Origin of the sequence: Phytoamicus setariae (assembly GCF_016722925.1) — a bacterium.
Classification (GTDB): domain Bacteria; phylum Pseudomonadota; class Alphaproteobacteria; order Rhizobiales; family Rhizobiaceae; genus Rhizobium_E; species Rhizobium_E setariae.
In genome coordinates, this window is sequence record NZ_JAEQNC010000003.1 from 135,111 (window position 1) to 153,181 (window position 18,071).

General features: G+C 59.9%; 17 protein-coding genes and 1 tRNA gene. 11 read left to right on the forward strand and 7 right to left on the reverse strand.

Annotated features, from left to right (window positions below; genetic code table 11):
• Nucleotides 1–9: 9 nt before the first annotated feature.
• Nucleotides 10–732 carry a FadR/GntR family transcriptional regulator gene (locus JJB09_RS05900; protein WP_201654572.1) on the reverse strand — a complete coding sequence of 241 codons (723 nt, stop codon included), beginning with the start codon at nucleotides 730–732 and terminating at the stop codon, nucleotides 10–12.
• Between the two features lie 105 nt (nucleotides 733–837).
• Here JJB09_RS05900 and JJB09_RS05905 point away from each other — a divergent pair, with 105 nt between their 5' ends.
• Nucleotides 838–1,764, forward strand: a complete 927-nt coding sequence (locus JJB09_RS05905) for an SMP-30/gluconolactonase/LRE family protein (RefSeq protein WP_201654575.1) — start codon at nucleotides 838–840, stop codon at nucleotides 1,762–1,764.
• Nucleotides 1,765–1,895: 131 nt separating this feature from the next.
• On the opposite strand, the gene eno is transcribed toward JJB09_RS05905, so the two are convergent.
• Genes eno through JJB09_RS05925 form a run of 4 tightly spaced genes read right to left on the reverse strand, consistent with a single transcriptional unit; the run spans nucleotide 1,896 to nucleotide 5,828 of the window.
• Nucleotides 1,896–3,191, reverse strand: a complete 1,296-nt coding sequence (eno, locus tag JJB09_RS05910; protein WP_201654578.1) for a phosphopyruvate hydratase — start codon at nucleotides 3,189–3,191, stop codon at nucleotides 1,896–1,898.
• Nucleotides 3,184–4,206, reverse strand: a complete 1,023-nt coding sequence (locus JJB09_RS05915; RefSeq protein WP_201654581.1) for a phosphotransferase family protein — start codon at nucleotides 4,204–4,206, stop codon at nucleotides 3,184–3,186. The genes eno and JJB09_RS05915 overlap by 8 nt, the downstream gene beginning before the upstream one ends.
• Nucleotides 4,207–4,214: 8 nt before the next feature.
• The gene (locus JJB09_RS05920) at nucleotides 4,215–5,066 is read right to left on the reverse strand and encodes a fumarylacetoacetate hydrolase family protein (protein ID WP_201654584.1); all 852 of its coding nucleotides are present in this window, start codon (nucleotides 5,064–5,066) and stop codon (nucleotides 4,215–4,217) included.
• A 15-nt stretch (nucleotides 5,067–5,081) separates the two neighbouring features.
• Nucleotides 5,082–5,828 (reverse strand): SDR family oxidoreductase, encoded by a 747-nt coding sequence (locus JJB09_RS05925; protein WP_201654587.1) that lies wholly within the window; start codon nucleotides 5,826–5,828, stop codon nucleotides 5,082–5,084.
• Between the two features lie 317 nt (nucleotides 5,829–6,145).
• On the opposite strand from JJB09_RS05925, the gene JJB09_RS05930 reads away from it, so the two are divergent.
• The 8 genes from JJB09_RS05930 to JJB09_RS05965 all read left to right on the forward strand — a co-directional run bounded on the left by JJB09_RS05930 (nucleotide 6,146) and on the right by JJB09_RS05965 (nucleotide 14,139).
• Nucleotides 6,146–6,916, forward strand: coding sequence for an SDR family NAD(P)-dependent oxidoreductase (locus JJB09_RS05930; RefSeq protein ID WP_246748599.1), 771 nt, complete (start codon nucleotides 6,146–6,148; stop codon nucleotides 6,914–6,916).
• A 1-nt stretch (nucleotide 6,917) separates the two neighbouring features.
• Nucleotides 6,918–8,162: an enolase C-terminal domain-like protein gene (locus JJB09_RS05935; protein ID WP_201654591.1), complete on the forward strand. Its 1,245-nt coding sequence runs from the start codon at nucleotides 6,918–6,920 to the stop codon at nucleotides 8,160–8,162.
• A 4-nt stretch (nucleotides 8,163–8,166) separates the two neighbouring features.
• On the forward strand, nucleotides 8,167–9,270 hold the full coding sequence (locus tag JJB09_RS05940; protein ID WP_201654594.1) for an ABC transporter ATP-binding protein: 1,104 nt from the start codon (nucleotides 8,167–8,169) through the stop codon (nucleotides 9,268–9,270).
• A 26-nt stretch (nucleotides 9,271–9,296) separates the two neighbouring features.
• A complete protein-coding gene (locus JJB09_RS05945) occupies nucleotides 9,297–10,535 on the forward strand; it encodes an ABC transporter substrate-binding protein (RefSeq protein ID WP_201654597.1) in 1,239 nt (412 codons plus the stop codon).
• Between the two features lie 70 nt (nucleotides 10,536–10,605).
• The gene (locus JJB09_RS05950) at nucleotides 10,606–11,559 is read left to right on the forward strand and encodes a carbohydrate ABC transporter permease (RefSeq protein WP_201654600.1); all 954 of its coding nucleotides are present in this window, start codon (nucleotides 10,606–10,608) and stop codon (nucleotides 11,557–11,559) included.
• A gap of 8 nt (nucleotides 11,560–11,567) precedes the next feature.
• On the forward strand, nucleotides 11,568–12,449 hold the full coding sequence (locus JJB09_RS05955) for a carbohydrate ABC transporter permease (protein WP_201654602.1): 882 nt from the start codon (nucleotides 11,568–11,570) through the stop codon (nucleotides 12,447–12,449).
• A 32-nt stretch (nucleotides 12,450–12,481) separates the two neighbouring features.
• Nucleotides 12,482–13,225: a GntR family transcriptional regulator gene (locus JJB09_RS05960; RefSeq protein WP_201654605.1), complete on the forward strand. Its 744-nt coding sequence runs from the start codon at nucleotides 12,482–12,484 to the stop codon at nucleotides 13,223–13,225.
• Entirely contained in the window at nucleotides 13,222–14,139 is a 918-nt protein-coding gene (locus JJB09_RS05965; RefSeq protein WP_201654608.1) for an SMP-30/gluconolactonase/LRE family protein, read from the forward strand. Before JJB09_RS05960 ends, JJB09_RS05965 begins: the two co-directional genes overlap by 4 nt.
• Here the strand turns inward: JJB09_RS05965 and JJB09_RS05970 are convergent.
• Nucleotides 14,136–15,143, reverse strand: a complete 1,008-nt coding sequence (locus JJB09_RS05970) for an aldose epimerase family protein (RefSeq protein ID WP_201654611.1) — start codon at nucleotides 15,141–15,143, stop codon at nucleotides 14,136–14,138. The two genes, JJB09_RS05965 and JJB09_RS05970, sit on opposite strands and share 4 nt — an antisense overlap.
• Nucleotides 15,144–15,366: 223 nt before the next feature.
• Nucleotides 15,367–15,440, reverse strand: a tRNA-Gln gene (locus tag JJB09_RS05975).
• A 405-nt stretch (nucleotides 15,441–15,845) separates the two neighbouring features.
• Here JJB09_RS05975 and JJB09_RS05980 point away from each other — a divergent pair.
• Nucleotides 15,846–17,348 carry a Ppx/GppA phosphatase family protein gene (locus JJB09_RS05980; protein ID WP_425523687.1) on the forward strand — a complete coding sequence of 501 codons (1,503 nt, stop codon included), beginning with the start codon at nucleotides 15,846–15,848 and terminating at the stop codon, nucleotides 17,346–17,348.
• A 2-nt stretch (nucleotides 17,349–17,350) separates the two neighbouring features.
• Nucleotides 17,351–18,070 (forward strand): RlmE family RNA methyltransferase, encoded by a 720-nt coding sequence (locus tag JJB09_RS05985; protein ID WP_201654617.1) that lies wholly within the window; start codon nucleotides 17,351–17,353, stop codon nucleotides 18,068–18,070.
• The last annotated feature ends 1 nt before the right edge of the window (nucleotide 18,071 follow it).

An 18,071-nucleotide genomic window follows, 5' to 3' on the forward strand; every position in this document is an offset into this window, starting at 1 on the left:
TTCACGTCCTTAGGAAACGCCGGCTGCGAGAAGAGCCTTGATGCTGTCGTCGAAATGCTTTGCCATCAATTGGCTTGCAGTTTGCGGGTCGCCGGCGGCAATCGCCTCGGCGAGATCCAAATGCGTCTTGTTATGATCGTGCCGCTCCGCATCGGACGGCCGGCTTTTCCAGCCCACGGGCCAGGTGTGCCTGATGACGTCCTGGAACGCCCCGACAATCAGCCAGAAGATCGGATTGCGCGATGCCTTGGCAATTTCCAGATGGAATGCCAGATCATGCTCCATCACCGCTTCCGAGTTGTTGAACTCGGCCTTCATCGCCTTCGCATGCGAAAGTATCAGCTTTGCCTCGGCATCGGTCCGGCGCAGAGCTGCGAGCGTCGCCGTCCGCATTTCTATGGTTCGGCGCACATCGTAGATTTGCTGAACATTGATCTGCTCGGTGTGGACTCCGTGCTCGATGAGCAGCGACATCGCTCCGTGGTCGAGATGGCAGACAGTAGCGCGCTTGCCAGCCGCCAGTTCGATCAAGCGCATTGCAGCCAGGGACTGGAATGCTTCGCGGATCACCGTGCGCGAAACGTTCAATTCTTTTGAAAGCGTCGCTTCGCTTGGCAATTTGTCACCGGGCGCAAGCTCATTTTCCCGGATATGGCGGGTAATCGCACCGATCGCAGCGCTGACCAGACTTGCACCATCCATCGGCTTTCCCCGTTCGATCGCAGCAGTCATGTCTTGTCACCTCCCTATCCCCAAACCTGTATGATATGTTTGCGTTGATATGCCAATATCTTTTGAGTATGCTGTCTGTCAAGATCAATTTGACGAGGTCAATTCATGATAGCCGACCAGAACATCGAATTTGCTTTTGCCGCCGAAGACATCGTGGGAGAAAGCATCGTTTGGGACGACAGGCGGGATGCCCTTCTATGGGTCGACATTATCGGTCGTCGGATCCATTCCCTGACGCCGGCCACCGGCGACCACCGGACATGGCAGATGCCTGACATCGTTACCTCCATCGGCCTCAGGCAGGACGGCGGGGCCATTGTGGGGCTGCGGACGTTTGTTGCCCTTTGGGATTTCGATGAACACTTCGAACCGCTGGCGACGATCGAACCCGACCGACCGGACAATCGCCTCAATGAAGGGGTCGTCGGCCCGGATGGGGCCTTCTGGATCGGCACCATGGAAAACAACATCCAGGCCGATGATTCGCCAAAGGCGATAGAAGGCGCCAAGGGTTATCTCTATCGATGTGACGTTTCAGGGAAAGTCGACCGGATATGCGACGACACCTTCGGCATCACAAACACACTGGTGTGGACTGACGACGGCCGACTGATCACTGCAGATACCCTGAAAAACGAGATTTACAGCTACGGCATCGAATCAACCACAAACCGGCTTTTCGATCGACGGACCATTCTTGCTGGTTTTCCGCGCGGGCTCCCCGACGGATCCTGCAGGGACAGGGAAGGTTATGTCTGGAACTGTCGTGTTGCCGGCGGCGGCGCCGTGGTCCGCCTTGATCCGGCAGGACGAATCGACCGCATCATCGACCTTCCCTGTTCCTGGCCAACGAGCTGCACCTTTGGCGGCCCGGATATGTCGACGCTCTATGTAACGTCTGCGCGCTTCACGATGAGTGAAGAGCACTTGGCGAACAATCCGCAGGAAGGCGGATTGTTCGCCGTCAAGACCGGGACAACTGGAGTTCAATCGTCTCGCTTTGGATCGGCAGCCAAGACGATGCCCATTTGAAAATCCCGACAATGGCTGCCCGCACGCACGCCATGCCGGCGAGCAGCCATCCGTTCCTCGGCCTGCGTTAGCATCGGGCGTTTGCCCGGACCCAACGCGCTGGCAGCTCGCGACCCCCCATGGCTTGATCCTCAGGACGTCGGGCGTTTGACCGGCAGCGCCGACCACCCGGCAAAGACGGCATCACGGCCCAGCTGCTCCTCGATCCGAAGGCATTCATTCCACTTGGCCATGCGCTCCGATCGCGAAAACGAACCCACCTTGAGCTGTCCGGCATTCCAGCCGACGGCGAGATGCGAGATGGTGACATCCTCGCTCTCGCCAGAGCGCGCCGACACGATCGTGCCAAACCCCGCAGCACGTCCGGCGTTTGCAGCCGCCAGCGTCTCGGTCATGGTGCCTGCCTGGTTTGGCTTGATCAGCACGGCATTGACGGCCTTGTCGGATATCGACTGCCTGACACGGGCTTCATCGGTAACCAGATAATCATCGCCGATGATCTGGATGTCCGCGCCATGGCGGGCGGTAAAGGCGATGAAGCCCTCACGGTCGTCCTCGGCAACCGGATCCTCAATGGAGAGGATCGGATAGGCTTTGATCCAGCTTGTCAGAAGATCCAGCATTTCCCCTGTATCGAGTTTGCGTTTGTCCAGCGCGAGTTCATAACTGCCGCCGCGACCAAATTCGCTGGCAGCAATATCCAGCGAAATGCCAACCTCGCTTGCCGGTTTCAAACCTGCCTTCTCGATGGCGCGAACGAGGAAGTCGAGCGCCTCCTCGTTGGCTGCGAAAGCCGGCCAGTATCCGCCCTCGTCAGCGACACCCTGAAGCTTGCCGGCCTCCTTGAGCATGACGCCGGCTGCACGATAGATTTCCGCCGTCCAGTCCAGCGCCTCGGCAAAAGACCCGGCCGCAGGACACATGACCATGAAGTCCTGCACGTCGACGCGGCGAGAGGCATGCGCCCCGCCGCCAAAAATCTGGATTTCCGGCAAGGGGAGCCGGACGTCCCGACCGGCGGCGAGAGAGGCCCAGAGCGGTTGCCCCTCGCTCGCCGCCCGGGCATGCAACAGCGCCATCGAGGTGGCCACCAGCGCATTGCCGCCAAGTCGGGATTTGTTGGCGGTGCCATCAAGGCCTATAAGCAGTGTATCCAGCATGGCCTGGTCGGCGATGGGCTTGCCGGCAAGTGCTGTTGCGATTTCGCCATTGACGGCATCAACAGCGTGAACGACGTCCATGCCACCAAAGGCTGCTCCACCATCGCGTCGGTCAAGGGCTTCGCCAGACCCCGTCGAGGCGCCTGCCGGCGCGATGGCGCGCCCGGCCTTCCCGCTTGCCAGCGTGATTTCGGCCTCTACGGTCGGTCGCCCGCGCGAATCCCAGACACGGCGGCCGCGAACGGAACGGATGTTGTCTTCAGTCAAGGCAATTCTCCTTCGCCCAGGCTTGGCGGATGGAAGCAAGTCGGGCAACTGGTTTGAGGATCAACGGAGGAGCGAAGCGGCGGATCACACCCTTGCCGGCTTCATCGAGATATTCGGCGGGGGACTTGCCGTCGACGCGGGCAAGCAGAAGCGCCGGCAGCAGACGGGCAGCACGGACTTCGAGGGCATCCGGCTCTTCCCAGGTTACGCCGTCCAGGTAGCTTGCAGCCAATCGGTCGAAGCAAGCCAGAAAGGCTTGGGCCGCAGATGGATTCCACAGGCATTTGAGCAGCAGATGGTTGAGGCAGAAGGCCAGATCGAAGGCCGGGTCGCCATGCCATGCGCATTCGGCATCCAGGATCACCGGGCCGTCCGGCCCGCAGAGAATGTTTTTCGGGCTGATATCGCCGTGAACCAGCGCGCTTTTGATGGCCGCTGTCTGCGCCGACAAGGCAAATAGCGCCGCCCTCAGTTCGGGATGGCCATCGGCTGTCGCCTCGAGATATGGCTCCAACCGCAGAGCATGGAACAGTTCTCCGGTGTCAAAAGTCGCAGCGATATCCGCGCGACCATGCGTGCCGGCATGGATTCGGGACATGATCGTCCCCAGCCGCGCTGCAAAGGCCAGATCGACGCGCCCGTCGCGCAACTCAGCTTTCCAGACTGGATGGTGGTCCGGAGCCAGAAATTCCATGGCATACCCGCCAAAGTCAGGATCGTCGGCAAGGATTTCAGGTACGGCGCCAGGCACAATCCTTGCCGCTTCCCGCATGTAGCCCACCTCGCTGGCATTGCGCGAGACAGGCGCTGTCCATTCGCGGGCGACCTTCAACCGGGCGAGCGCTCTCTTTACAACGAAGACGCGTTCCTCGCAGTGCACCAGCACTATATCGGATGACACGCCGCCGGTCAGCGGCTCGATCATGCAAACCGCCGTTTCGCGGCAAAGCCCGGCCGCAGCGAGAAATGCGCGCAAGGCGGCAACGTCCTGATTCTGTCTTTCTGCATCGCTCATCATTGGCCTCACGGGGTAAATGGGGACGATCTGGTGACCTGGCGCTGCGTTCCAAGCCCCTCAATGCCAAGCGAGATGACTTGGCCTGCCTTCAGATAGACAGGCGGCTTCTGGCCCAGGCCGACGCCGGGCGGCGTGCCGGTGGAAATGATGTCGCCTGGCTGTAGGGACATGAACTGGCTGATGTAGCTGACGAGATATGGAACGGAAAAGATCATCGTCTTCGTGCTGCCGTTCTGATAGCGTTTGCCATCGACTTCCAACCACATGGAAAGATCATGTGGATTGTCGATGTCTTCGGGGGTCACCAGCCAGGGGCCGATCGGGCCGAAACTATCATAGCCCTTGCCCTTGTCCCATTGCCCGCCGCGTTCGGTCTGGTAGGCGCGCTCGGAGACGTCGTTGACGAGACAAAAGCCCGCGACATGGGCCATGGCGTCGGCTTGCGGGACATGTCGGGCCGTTTTGCCAATGACGACACCCAGTTCCACTTCCCAGTCTGTCTTGACGGATCCGGGAGGGATCAGGACATCATCATTCGGGCCGCAAATCGCGCTCGTCGCCTTCATGAACAGGATCGGCTCGACCGGAATCGGCTGGTTGGTCTCGGCTGCATGGTCGGCATAGTTGAGCCCGACACAGACGAATTTTCCACTTCCGCCCACACATGGCCCAATACGCACATTGTCGTCGACCAGCGGCAGGTTCTCGACGTTGATGCGGGCAAGGCGCGCGCCAAGTTCGGGCAGCGCAGCCGGATTGATATCGTCCATGACAGCAGACAGATCGCGGATCCGGCCATCGCTGTCGAGCATTGCCGGACGCTCCCGGCCAGCTTCACCATAACGCAAGAGTTTCATGATGCTTCCTTCCAACTAGTTGACGGAACCGCCGTCGATGATCACCGATGAACCGGTCATGTAGGCGCTTTCGTCGGCGGCCAGATAAGCCGCGAGTGCAGCAATTTCCCCAGGCGTTCCAAGCCGGCCCATTGGCTGGCGGGCAATGAAAGCGGCACGGGCAGCAACCGGATCGGCAAACTGATTGATCCTCTCCTGCAGCGACGGGCTTTCGACCGTACCCGGGCAGATGGCGTTGCAGCGGATGCCTTGCGCCACATGATCGGCCGCAATCGCCTTGGTGAGCCCGACGAGCGCTGCCTTCGTCGCCCCATATGCCGCCCGGTTGGGGAAGCCTTTCACCGACGAGGCTGCCGATGCGATATTGATGATCGAGCCCTTCCCTGCCTCAAGCATGGACGGCAGCGCCGCGCGGATGGCGAAGAAAGCGGTGTCTACATTGAGGAGGAAGGATCGGCGCCAGGCATCGAGACCAGTATCCAGGATCGCGCCGTGAAACACCCAGCCCACGGCATTGACGAGGATGTCGGACGGGCCGATCTCGCCAAAGACACGATCAACTGCGACCTCATCGGAACAATCGAGCTTATGGGTCTTGATGCCCGAAGTGACAAGGCTCGAAAGATGCACCTCATCGACATCGCAGGCGTGAACAATGGCACCTTCCTCCGCGAAGCGTTCGGCAATTGCGCGGCCGATTCCCTGCGCTGCGGCCGTTACAATCGCGGTCTTCCCTTCTAGGCGTCTGGCATTGGCACTCATGACATCTCATTCCTCTTGCGGCTGGCTGGCCCGGCCAGCGTATCGCCGGCGGACCAAAAGATTGCTGGATGGCCGGAGCGCCGACCAAGGTGATCATCTTGCCCTCTCATCACCGCCCCTCACAAAAAACTACCGATACCGGCGACATGTGCCGATGCCCGCTGGGGCCGAGAGAGATAACATTTGTTGATCGAATACAATTGATTAGACCATCAGAGCCTGGCTGGAGCGTCGATCAACGAGACCATCATCTAGCATGATTGACGACAAAAGCATACTAGTATACAAGTAAAAAATAGCAACGGGGAGGACTGACGTTGAGCGTAATCGTAACCGGCGCAGCCATGGGCATTGGCAAGGCTGTGGCCCTGCAGTTGGCGCGTGAAAAGGCCGATCTCATACTGGTCGACCTGGCGCGGCCGGAACTGGAAGCCACGCAGGCGGAAGCGCGCTCCTTTGGCGTTCGCGCAGAAATCCTCTGCGGTTCAGTTGCAGAACTCGACACAGCCGAAAGAGCCGTGGCGATCGCCATTTCCTCATTCGGCCGTCTCAAGGGCCTCTCCCACAATGCAGGAATCCAGCGCTACGGCTCAGCCGTGACGACAACGCTCGCGGGCTGGGACGAGGTGATGAATGTCAACTTGAAAAGCGCCTATCTGCTCGCCCATGCCGCGCTCCCGGAACTCATGAAGACACGTGGCAGCGTTGTCATGATGGCCTCTGTCCAGGGTCTGGCGACGCAGCGCAATGTCGCTGCCTATACCACCGCCAAGCATGGCCTGATCGGACTGACCAAATCCATCGCCGTCGACTTTGCTGCCCACGGCGTTCGCGCCAATGCGATCGCACCGGGCTCGGTCGATACCCCCATGCTGCGCAACGCCGTCGCCCTGGCCGAGGATCCGGCCGCTGTCTGGCGTGAAATCAACCACATGCATCCACTGGGCCGCTCCGCCCGCCCCGAAGAGGTGGCGGAACTTGTCTGCTTTCTTCTCTCCGAACGCGCCTCCTTCATTACTGGCGAGGTGCACCGGATCGATGGCGGACTGCTGAGCGCGATTGGCGGATCTCCGAAGGACGAGGATTGAAATGAGAATTGCAGATATCAGGGCCACCACGATCGCAGTGCCGCTGGAAGCCCCGCTTCGCCACGGAGCCGGCGCCCATTGGGGTCGTTTTATCCGGACCATCGTTGAGGTGGTCGACGAGGAAGGCCTATCAGGTTTTGGCGAACTGGGGGGCGGTGGAGAGTCGGCGGAGAATTCCGTCCGCGCCATGCTGCCCTATCTCAAAGGCCATGACCCGAAGGAGCTGGAGCAACTGCGGTGGAAGATCATGAATCCCACCGCCAGCCTCTACAACAACCGTGGCCAGATCCACGCCGCCATCGAGATGGCCTGCATGGATCTCGTCGGCAAGCGACTCGGCATCCGTGCCTGTGACCTGCTCGGCGGCGCCATCCGCAAGGAAGTACCCTTCGCCTCCTATCTCTTCTATCGCTACGAGAACGAAGGGCGCGGTGGAGAGACAACACCCGAGGACATCGTTGCCCACGCGAGGGCCCTGAAGGCCGAGCATGGCTTCAATGTCCACAAGCTCAAGGGCGGTCATTTCCATCCCGACCATGACATTGCCGTCATGGAAGCGCTGGCTGAGGCTTTCCCCGAGGATCGCCTGCGCCTTGATCCCAATGCGGTCTGGTCGGTAGAAGAATCCATTCGCGTGGGCCGCGCGATCGAGCACCTCAACAACGATTATTTCGAGGACCCGACCTGGGGCCTGGAGGGCATGCGCCGCGTTCGCGACGCCGTTCGCATTCCGACCGCGACCAACACTGTCGTCGTCAACTTCGAACAGCTCGCCCAATGCATCCGCCATACACTGGTCGATGTCATTCTGCTCGATACCACCTTCTGGGGAGGACTGCGCCAGGCCTATAAGGCGGGCACGGTGCTCGAGACCTTCCAGTTCTCGGCAGCCGTCCACTCCTCCGGCGAACTGGGCATCCAGCTTGCATCCATGCTGCATCTGGGAGCAGCGCTCCCCAATCTGAACTTCGCAGCCGATGCGCATTACCATCACCTGACCGACGACATCATCAAAGGCGGGAAACTGAAATATCAGAACGGCGCCATCGCCCTGCCGGAAGGCCCCGGTCTCGGCATCGAGGTCGACCCCGAAAAGGTTCGCCAGTACGCGGAGTACTACCGCGAGACGGGCGGCTACACCTATGACCGCGACCCCGGCCGGCCGGACTGGCATTCGATCATTCCCGAGACGCGCTACGCCGACCCGGCGGTCAAGTCCGCCCCCTTCTCCTCTGGCAGGAAATAGACCAATGTCGGCGGTGACGCTCAAGGATATCGTCAAGGTTTATGGCCGGCACGTCGCTGTCCGGGGGATCGATCTCGAGATCCCCGACAAGGCATTCGTCGTCTTCGTCGGTCCGTCCGGCTGCGGCAAGTCGACGACGCTGCGGATGGTCGCGGGGCTTGAAACCATTTCCCATGGCGAGTTACTGATCAACGGCAAGGTCGTCAACGACGTGCCCTCGCGCGACCGCGGCGTGGCGATGGTCTTCCAGACCTATGCGCTTTATCCGCACATGACGGTGCGCGACAATCTCGCATTCTCACTGAAGCTCGCAAAGATTCCCAAGGACGAGGCGGACCGGCGGATCGAACGCGCCGTTTCGGTGCTTGAGCTTGGCCCCTATCTCGACCGCAAGCCGTCGCAATTGTCGGGTGGCCAGCGCCAGCGCGTCGCCATGGGCCGGGCCATCGTGCGCGAACCGGACGTCTTCCTGTTCGACGAACCGCTTTCCAATCTCGATGCCAAATTGCGCAACCAGATGCGCATCGAGATCAAGCGCCTGCAGCGTCGGCTGCAGGTCACCACCATCTATGTGACCCATGACCAGATCGAAGCCATGACGCTCGCCGACCTGATCGTCGTCATGAAGGATGGCTACATTGCCCAGGCAGGTTCGCCTATCGAGGTTTTCGAAAGGCCGGCCAACAGGTTCGTCGCCGGCTTCATCGGCTCGCCGCAGATGAACTTTTTCGAGGGCCGCCTTTCCTGCAAGGGCGACCAATGGTCCTTCATGAGCAAGGAACTCCACATTCCGATCCAGGCCGAACGCTACGGCAACAACATTTCGGACGGCCAGGCCGTCTGGCTGGGCCTTCGGGCCGAGGACATCGTGCCCGTGGGCTTTGGCGTCGTGCCTCGCAACCTAATCGGGGCGAAGGGCACTATCAGCCTGACCGAAATGCTGGGCAACGAGACATTGCTGTTTGGCGCCATCGGCGGGGCGGAATTTGTCAGCCGCATGCAGCAACCGAGACTGGTCGATCAGGACGAGGAGATGGACTTCCACATCAATGTGGATCGTCTGCACCTGTTCGATTTTGAAAATGAGGAAAACCTCCTCGAAATCTGAAACGCTTGTCAATGGGAGAGAGTGACATGAGGAATTTGGTGAAATGGATGGCAGGGGCCGCTCTAGCCGTCATGGCCACGGCTCCGGTCGTTGCGTCGGCCGCAGAGGTCAAGCTTTATCACGACAAGGGCTTCTGGTCGGCCCAGCTCGAACAGGTCGGCAAAAAGGCCGAGGAAGTCTCGGGCATCAAGATTGTTGAATCGCCCTATTCCTCGCCCGAGCAATACAAAGCATTCGTGCAGTCGTCGATCGCCGGCGGCAATGCGCCTGATATGTTCACCTGGTGGACCGGTCAGACCTTCAACGAACTGGTTGCAACCGGCCAGATCGCGCCGCTCAACGATGTCTGGGACGAACTCGTGAAGAGCGGCCAGTTTGATGCCGGCTCTGCCGATCTCTTCAAGGTGGGCAACGACATCTATGGCGTGCCGTTGCTGCTCGCCCGTTGGGTCGTCCTCTACAACAAGGACATTTTCAAGGAAGTCGGCCTTTCCGAACCCAAGACATGGGACGAGATGATGCAGGCCGCCGAAAAGCTCAAGGCCGCCGGCCATACGCCGTTCGAAGCCACGGTCCAGGAAGGCTGGCGCGGCTTCATCTGGTTTCAGGAGCTGATGCTGCGGACCGACCCCAAAGCCTATATCGGCATCAACGACGGCTCGGTCGCCTATGACAGCGACCAGGTCCGCAATGTCTTCAAGATCTGGTCCGACATGTATGCCAAGGGCTATTTTAGCGATCCGCGCTCCAATGAGGAAGCCAAGGACTTCGCATCCCGCAAAGCCGCGATGTATCTGATGGGCGAATGGGCCACGGGTATCGTCGACACAGCAGGTCTTTCCAAGGACAAGATCGGCGCCTTCGTGATGCCGAACATCACCGCCGGCCTGCCGTCCGCCGTTATCGTCGAGGGTGCGCCCATCGTTGTCTCAAAGGCGGGCAAGGAAAAGCCGGATGTCATGAAAGCCTTGAATTTCTGGGTCTCCGCCGAAGGCGCCGATGCCTGGGCGGCAGCTGCCGGCAACTACATCGGCAACGTCAAGGCCAAGTCGCCGAACGAAGTGATTTCCAAGATCAATAGCGACATGAACGCGGCCAAGACCGCATCCTACCTGCGCTGGTGGGAAGCCGTTCCGGCCGAACTCCAGGGAGAGCTGGTCGCGGAGTTGAACCGCTTCATGCTGGATCCGACGATGGCAACGGCCGAGGACGTGATGGCCAAAATGCAGGCGCTCAACGCCGAATACTGGGACAGCAAGAAGTAATCGTCCCCGAACCACAGACAGGCGCGGCATGCCGCGCCTGTCTCGATTGTGAAAACGAGGTGAAAAGCGGATGAGAAAGCCCCGGGAAACAGACCAGGCGTTGCTGGCGCGCATTGATTTCGCCCGGGTCGCAGCACGTGAGCGTGCGGGCCAGCGTCGGAATTTCCGCACGGCCTTTCTGTTTATGGCGCCCGCCATCATCCTGGTGTGCGGCATCCTCCTGGCACCGGTTGCCTATAATCTCTGGCTCAGCACCACCAACTGGAAGAAGTTCAAGGGCTTAGACGAGTTCATAGGGCTCGCCAACTATGGCAAAATGGCCACCAATCCTTACTTCACTGAAGCATTGATCAATACTGGCATCTGGGTGCTGGCCTCCATCCTGTTTCCGATCACCATCGGCCTTGCGCTCGCCATGTTCTTCCGCGGCATCCGGCTCGAAGGTGCCTTCAAAACCATCATCTTCATTCCGCGCATCCTGGCGCCGACTGCGGTCGGGGTGCTGTGGCTCCTCGTCTATTCGCCGAACGGTATGTTCAACACCATCCTGTCCTTCCTGGCAGGCTACAAGATCGATGTCGGCTGGTTGTATGAACAGGCGACGGTGACGCCGGCCACAGTCGTGACCTTTGTCTGGCAGACAGTCGGCCTTGTGATGGTGCTCATGCTGCTCGGTCTCAATGCCATCCCAAAGGATCCGCTGGAAGCCGCGCACATTGATGGTGCCTCCAAGCTGCAGGTCTTCACCCATATTGTCCTGCCGATGCTGCTGCCGACCCTGTTGATGGTCACCATCCTGTCCGTGTTGGCCGGCTTCACGGTCTTTGACCTTCTCTGGGTCATGGGGGTGAGTTATCCCGGGCAAAGGTCGCTGTCGCTCGCGGTCTTCATGTATTTCGAAGCCTTTCAGAAAGGCAACTGGGCTTTCGGCTCAGCCATTGCAGTGGTCATCGGCCTGGTCGTTCTCTGCGTCACCTGGTTCCAGGCCTGGCTTCAGCACCGCGTCGACCGGATGATGAAATAGAGGCAACCATGGTCAACCACGCCACGAAAATCGACTGCGATACCATCGAGAAGCGCGAGCGCGAACGGACGCGCGGCAAGTGGCTGACGCTGGTCGTCGCCATCTTCATCAGCCTCATCTGGATATTGCCCTTCTATTATCTGGCCGTCACCATCTTCAAGTCGGCAGAAGAATACACAAATGGAAGCCCGCTGAGCCTGCCGCAGGGATTTGCTCCCTTCCTCGGCAATGCAATGACCGCCTGGACCGATGCCAAGATGGCCTATGGCATGCTTAACTCGGGCCTTTACGGGCTGGTCGGCGGCGGACTTGCCGTCTTCATCGCCGCCATGGCCGCTTTTGGCCTGACGCGGCTTGACTATCGCGGCAAGAATTTCTGGTTCATGACCATCTTTGCCGGGACGGTCTTTCCCTTCCAGATGTATCTGATCCCACTGTTCTTCTTCTACCAGAAGCTCAACATTCTCAACACACAGGCCGGCATGCTGTTGTTCTACACGGCAATCTGCATCCCCTTCCCCACACTGGTGCTGAAGAACTTCATGAACGGCATGTCACGGGAAATGGACGAGGCGGCGCGCATGGATGGAGCAGGTGAATTCACGGTCTTTTCCCGGATCGTATTGCCCAATGTCGTAGGCCCGATGACAGCAGTCTTCCTTCTGCAATTCACCTGGATCTGGAACGATTTGCTGTTCTCCACTGTGCTCGGCAACCTCACAGAAGTCCGGTCGATCATGAATTCGCTGCAGGTTTTTCAGGGCAGCTACGCCTCTGCGGGTCCCAACATCGTGCTGACGGCCGCCTTGATTGCCAGCGTCCCGTCCGTGCTGCTATTCCTCCTGCTGAGGAAGCACTTTATGGAAGGCATGCGGGTATCAACTTTGTGACGGCCGCGGAAGGAAGCAATGTGAACAAGTTGATGGCGACAGTAACCAGGCAGCGCAGGGAAGTCGGGAGCGCCGCGCTGTCCCGCCGGCTGCACGACATTTTGCGCGACCGCATCATCTCGTTTGAGCTCAAGCCCTTCGAGCAGGTCTCCGAGCACAACATCGCCGCCGAATTCAATGTTAGCCGCACACCGGTGCGAGAGGCACTGATGCGGTTGTCCGAGCTTGGACTGGTGGATATCTACCCCCAACGCGGCACGGTGATTGCGCCTTTGCGGATCCCGGATCTCGAAAAATCCCAATTCATGCGCGAGGCGCTCGAGATCGCACTTCTCAAGCGGGCGATGGAGGGGCCGAACTGCAAGGAACTGGCCGAGCAACTGCGCGGGGAGATCGCGCTTCAAAAGGCGTTGGTCGAGATCAACGACATGAAGCGGTTCTATGCAGCCGACGAAGTCTTCCATGGGCTGATCGCTGCTTATGCAGGCCTACCGACCATCGTCAACGAGATCGAGCGCGCCAAGATCCACATGGACCGCTTTCGCCACCTGATGTTGTCGGGCATCGAGAATATCGCAACCATCCTCAAACAGCATGCAGCCATCGTCGATTCCATTTCGGAGCGTGACGTCGGTGCAGCCCAAGCTGCCATGCAATTGCATCTCAGGCGAATTCTCGAATTTGTCGACAAAGCCATCGAGCGGCACCCGGAATATTTCAGCGATGCCGGGAGCGACCCACTGTCCGTCCGCCGCAAGGGGCCTGCCGATAGATGACCGACATCAATGTGATTGCCGGTGTCTTCGATCTCGTGGGAGAAAGCCCATTCTGGGACCGGCCGGCGGGGACGTTGCATTGGGTCGATATCGTCGGCAAAAAGATCCGTAGTCTGAATATCAAGACCGGCTCGCTGACGTCGCACGATACTGAGGATTTCCCAACCGCGCTTGCGTTGTCATCGCGCAGTACCGCCATCGTCGCCTTCGGCCAAGGCGTCTTTTTCATGGATCTGGCAAACGGCTTGCTGTCGCCCGTGGTTCGTCCCGAAGGCGGCAACCCTGTGATGCGGCTCAACGAAGGCAAGTGCGACCCCCGCGGGCGCTTCTGGGTCGCCAGCATGGAAAGCAACCTCAACACCGACGGTTCTGGCCGGGAAATGGAAGCCTGGTGCGGATCGCTTTACCGGATCGATGGCATCGAGAAAGCCACCCGCTTCGGGGCAAGCACCTACTCCATTCCCAATACAATGGCCTGGTCGCCTGACCGGACCCTGTTCTATGTCGGCGATACGTTGCGCAATCAGATTCACGTCTGGGACTATGACGATGAAAGCGGCGCCATCGAAAACCGAAGGCTATTTGTCGAAGGCGGACCGGGCCTGCCGGACGGCGCCTGCATGGACAGCGAGGGCTTTCTCTGGAGCGCCCGATTCGGCGGCGGGAGGGTTTTGCGTTTCGACCCTAAAGGCAAGATCGAGCGCGAAGTGATCCTGCCGGCCAGCAATCCCACGGCCTGCACATTTGGCGGCGAGGATCTGAAAACCCTGTTTATCACCAGCGCCCGGTTCGGCCTGCAGGAACAGCAGGTTGCGAGAAACCCACTTGAAGGGGCGATCTTCGCGGTCACGACAGATATCGTGGGCCAAGGCGAAAACTATTGCGCCCTGCGCATGCCCAACCAAGGCGATTAGGCGCCCTCGACTTCGATTCGATAGGACGTCCTGAAAGTCTCCCCTGCCTTGAAGGACAGGGCTGTTTCGATTCCGCTCGCGGCAATCGGGTTATCGGCGGTCGAAATCGCCGTTCCAAGGTCAAAGGCCGAAGCGATCGGCTCTACACCGAGTGCAAGATGGTTGCCGTTCCACGGATAGGCCGTTCTGCCGCGGTTGCTGAACCACAGGAGCAGACTCGGAAAATGATCATTCCGCCAGCCGAGCCTGACCCGATACTTCTCCTCGAGATTATGCAGCGCAAAATTTCCATCGATTCCGGCGATCTGGAGGAGGTCCTCTGCTTTCCTATCCAACGGCAGGCGTGAGGCATCGAGGGTTCCGCCTGCGATGAGCGGCGCCTCGCGCAGGTGATCGAACACCCTGTTTTCGGCAAAGATCGAAGCGCCCGGCTCGACCGTGCCGGGATACGTGTGGATCGTCCGGTAGGCGCCGGGTTCCAGACGCAGCATCCCGGGCATCGATGGCAGGCGGAAGACCGGGTGAAGGCCGATTGGCAGGCGGCAGTCGATCCGCGTTTCGATCTCCAGTTCGAAGTCAATGGCCGGGGCTGCCGGATCGGGAATGATCCGCCGCAGAAGCGACTTGACCGGATGGTCGTCCGGATAGGTGACCTGCAGCGCAAGAGTATCGGGCGAAGAATCGACCCAGCTCCATTTCTCATTGGAGCAGAAGCCGTGCGGAGTTCCGGATCCCGCAGTGCTTTGCCCACGCGCGGCCCAGCCTCGTGAAAGTTCGCGTTCGGCATCGGCCCCGAAGGGAACGCAGGGCCATTCCCCGCGCAGTTGTTGCAGAATTCCCGGCAGGCTGCTGCGCTCGTGATCATTGCCCCAGGGAGCAACCTGCAGTGGGCTGATCTGCCGACCGTCTCCGAGAATGAAGGTCACCGGACCGAGCATGCCGCCGAGACGCTGGGCCGCCAGAATACCATGATCCCAGACGATGGCGCGTTGCTGGTCCTGCATGTCTTTACTCCCTTGCTTTGACGCGGCTAACATGTCGGATTCGCATCACATCCAGCGCCAACGATTACAAGATCTCAACGACTTGCGCCATGCGGGACGAGGCGAGTGACGAAGTAGTGCGACACCACAGGAGCACAGAGCTCACCGTTTGAGGGCATGAAGCGGCCCGCGTGAGGTACGCACCCTCGGACAAGCTATTTGTAACTTTTGAGATAAAAACAGATGGCTGGGGAACCTGGATTCGAACCAGGACTAACGGAGTCAGAGTCCGTGGGTCTACCGTTAACCTATTCCCCAATGACTGAATGAAATCAGCGTTTTGGCCTGACCCGGAGCGTTGCCTTCTGGCTTGTTCTGTCCACGGCAGGACCGAACTCGTTTCCGTTTCGTGCGGCCTTCTAACATATTCGCGCGTTCGATCAAGGGGGAATTGCATCACCAGGTGAAGAAATATTTGGAATAGTGAAGCGGCATGGCGTGGGCGATGTCGTCCGATTATTTCACCGGGCCTCGGGCGCGGTGCCCACACGAGATGGATTAGTCTCTGATAATGAGCGCATTTTGCAACGCAGCAATGAAAGGCCGCGAAACCGAAAAAGAATTTGGCGAATTGATGACAAGCTGTTACATTCGCGCCAACATTGACATCGAATGAGCGCCTGCTGCGGCCAACGGGCTTGCGCGGCGCGATGGATCAGAAACGTGAGTGACCCCGAATACGGCGCAAAGCCGTCGAAGAGCGGGGCGACTGAAGCAGAACCGACGTCCGGGCCGCATCGTTCCAGACGCGGAAAACGTAAGCGCAAGCGGGGTGGTCCGCCGGCGTTGACGTCTGCATCGTCCGTCCCGGAAAAAGCTTCCGGCGGATCAGCGCCCCTAGAAGCCGTTCAGGCGAAGAGCCAGGATCGGAAAAAGAAGCGTCGGCGGCGGTCGCGCGGCAACGCGGATGTGCGCGTGCCTGAAGCCGCAGGCGCCAATAGACCGGTTCAATCCCCGCAGGAACAATCGCCCAGCAAGGACAAGCACAGGAAATCCCGCAACCGCAGACGGCTGCAGGGCCGGCCCTTGCCGCCACAGGATGCGCCGAAGGCCGACGAGCGACAAGCTGTCCGATCGTCGAGCCCGCAGACTGCAAAGAGCGAGTCGCGACCGGAGCAGCCGCGCAGCCGTACCCATTTCACCGATACTCAACAGGATAGTCTCTACGCAGCACTCGACCTCGGCACCAACAATTGCCGGCTTCTGGTCGCCCAGCCGACCAGGCCGGGCCAATTCCGCGTCGTCGACGCTTTTTCGCGTATCGTGCGGCTCGGCGAAGGCCTTGGCGCGAGCGGAATGCTCTCCGGCGACGCCATGGACAGAGCCGTCGAAGCGCTGAAGGTCTGCGCTGCAAAACTGAGCACCAAGCAGGTCAGGCGCATGCGGCTGATCGCCACCGAAGCCTGCCGGGCGGCCGGCAATGGCGAGGATTTTCTTGCTCGCGTTACCACCGAGACGGGGCTTGATCTCGAGATCATCAACCGGGAAACAGAAGCGCGACTGGCTGTATCCGGCTGCGCATCGCTCATTGGCCGCGAGGCCCGCTCTGCCGTCCTGTTCGATATTGGCGGCGGCTCCTCCGAGATTGCGGTGCTGCAGATCAACGGCGCGCGGTCGCCACGGCTTGCCAATCACATCACACACTGGACATCGCTGCCGGTCGGCGTGGTTACGCTATCGGAACGCTATGGCGGCAAGCATGTCACTCCGGAAATCTTCGAAGCCATGGTGGTCGAGGTCGAGAACATGCTGTCGCAGTTCGAGTCGCCACATGCCTCGGAGCTGAACGGCGAGGACAGTGGTTTCCACATGATCGGCACATCGGGAACCGTGACGACGCTGGCCGGCGTGTATCTCAATCTGCCGCGCTATGATCGGCGCCAGGTCGACGGCCTCTGGATGAGCGCCGACCAGGTGACGGCCATGCAGGACAAGCTGGTGATGCTGGACTTCGATGCCCGTGCTGCCAATCCCTGCATCGGGCCGGACCGGGCTGATCTCGTTCTGGCGGGATGTGCAATCCTGGAGGCAATCCGCCGACGTTTTCCTGCCAGCCGCATGCGTGTCGCCGACCGGGGGTTGCGCGAGGGCCTGCTTACCGAAATGATGGCCGATGACGGCATTTGGCGGCGGCAGAAACCGCGTTCGCCTTATCAAAGGAACTGACGATGGCAATACCCCCCCCAACTGGAGGCAAAGGCAAGGGCCGGAAACTGACTCAGCGGGTCAAGAACACCAAGCTGAAGGAATCCTCGCGCCGCTGGCTTGAGCGCCACATCAACGACCCTTACGTACAGCGCTCGCATCTTGAGGGATACCGCTCGCGTGCCGTCTACAAGCTGCTTGAGATCGATGAGAAGCACAACATCCTGAAGGGCGCACGCCGGATCATCGATCTGGGCGCCGCACCGGGCGGCTGGTCGCAGATCGCCGCGCGCGTCACCGAATCCGACAACGACAATATTCGCGTCGCAGCGATCGACTTCCTCGAGATGGATGCTATCCCCGGCGTCAATTTCATCCAGATGGATTTTCTCGATGATGAAGCGCCGGCCAAGCTGCTCGAGGCAATCGGCGGCGCGCCAGACCTGGTGCTCTCCGACATGGCCGCACCAACGACCGGGCACCAGCGCACCGACCATCTGCGCACGATGCATCTATGCGAGGTGGCCGCACACTTTGCCATTGAAGTTTTGCGCGAAGGCGGGCACTTTCTAGCCAAGACTTTCCAGGGCGGGGCCGAGCGCGAATTGCTGAATTTGCTCAAGCACAATTTCACCAAGGTCGTGCATGTCAAGCCGGGGGCCTCACGGCAGGAATCAGTCGAGATGTTCCTGCTGGCCAAAGGCTTCAAGGGTCGCAAGGCGGTTAAAACCGAAGAGGAGTAGG

Excerpts from the sequence above, each read along its gene's own strand:
- JJB09_RS05950 (WP_201654600.1), top strand. The coding sequence starts at position 10,606 with ATGAGAAAGCCCCGGGAAACAGACCAGGCGTTGCTGGCGCGCATTGAT.
- JJB09_RS05920 (WP_201654584.1), bottom strand. The coding sequence starts at position 5,066 with ATGAAACTCTTGCGTTATGGTGAAGCTGGCCGGGAGCGTCCGGCAATG.
- JJB09_RS05960 (WP_201654605.1), top strand. The coding sequence starts at position 12,482 with ATGGCGACAGTAACCAGGCAGCGCAGGGAAGTCGGGAGCGCCGCGCTG.
- JJB09_RS05915 (WP_201654581.1), bottom strand. The coding sequence starts at position 4,206 with ATGAGCGATGCAGAAAGACAGAATCAGGACGTTGCCGCCTTGCGCGCA.
- JJB09_RS05970 (WP_201654611.1), bottom strand. The coding sequence starts at position 15,143 with ATGCAGGACCAGCAACGCGCCATCGTCTGGGATCATGGTATTCTGGCG.
- JJB09_RS05985 (WP_201654617.1), top strand. The coding sequence starts at position 17,351 with ATGGCAATACCCCCCCCAACTGGAGGCAAAGGCAAGGGCCGGAAACTG.
- JJB09_RS05905 (WP_201654575.1), top strand. The coding sequence starts at position 838 with ATGATAGCCGACCAGAACATCGAATTTGCTTTTGCCGCCGAAGACATC.
- JJB09_RS05940 (WP_201654594.1), top strand. The coding sequence starts at position 8,167 with ATGTCGGCGGTGACGCTCAAGGATATCGTCAAGGTTTATGGCCGGCAC.
- JJB09_RS05955 (WP_201654602.1), top strand. The coding sequence starts at position 11,568 with ATGGTCAACCACGCCACGAAAATCGACTGCGATACCATCGAGAAGCGC.
- JJB09_RS05925 (WP_201654587.1), bottom strand. The coding sequence starts at position 5,828 with ATGAGTGCCAATGCCAGACGCCTAGAAGGGAAGACCGCGATTGTAACG.
- JJB09_RS05945 (WP_201654597.1), top strand. The coding sequence starts at position 9,297 with ATGAGGAATTTGGTGAAATGGATGGCAGGGGCCGCTCTAGCCGTCATG.
- JJB09_RS05965 (WP_201654608.1), top strand. The coding sequence starts at position 13,222 with ATGACCGACATCAATGTGATTGCCGGTGTCTTCGATCTCGTGGGAGAA.
- JJB09_RS05935 (WP_201654591.1), top strand. The coding sequence starts at position 6,918 with ATGAGAATTGCAGATATCAGGGCCACCACGATCGCAGTGCCGCTGGAA.
- JJB09_RS05900 (WP_201654572.1), bottom strand. The coding sequence starts at position 732 with ATGACTGCTGCGATCGAACGGGGAAAGCCGATGGATGGTGCAAGTCTG.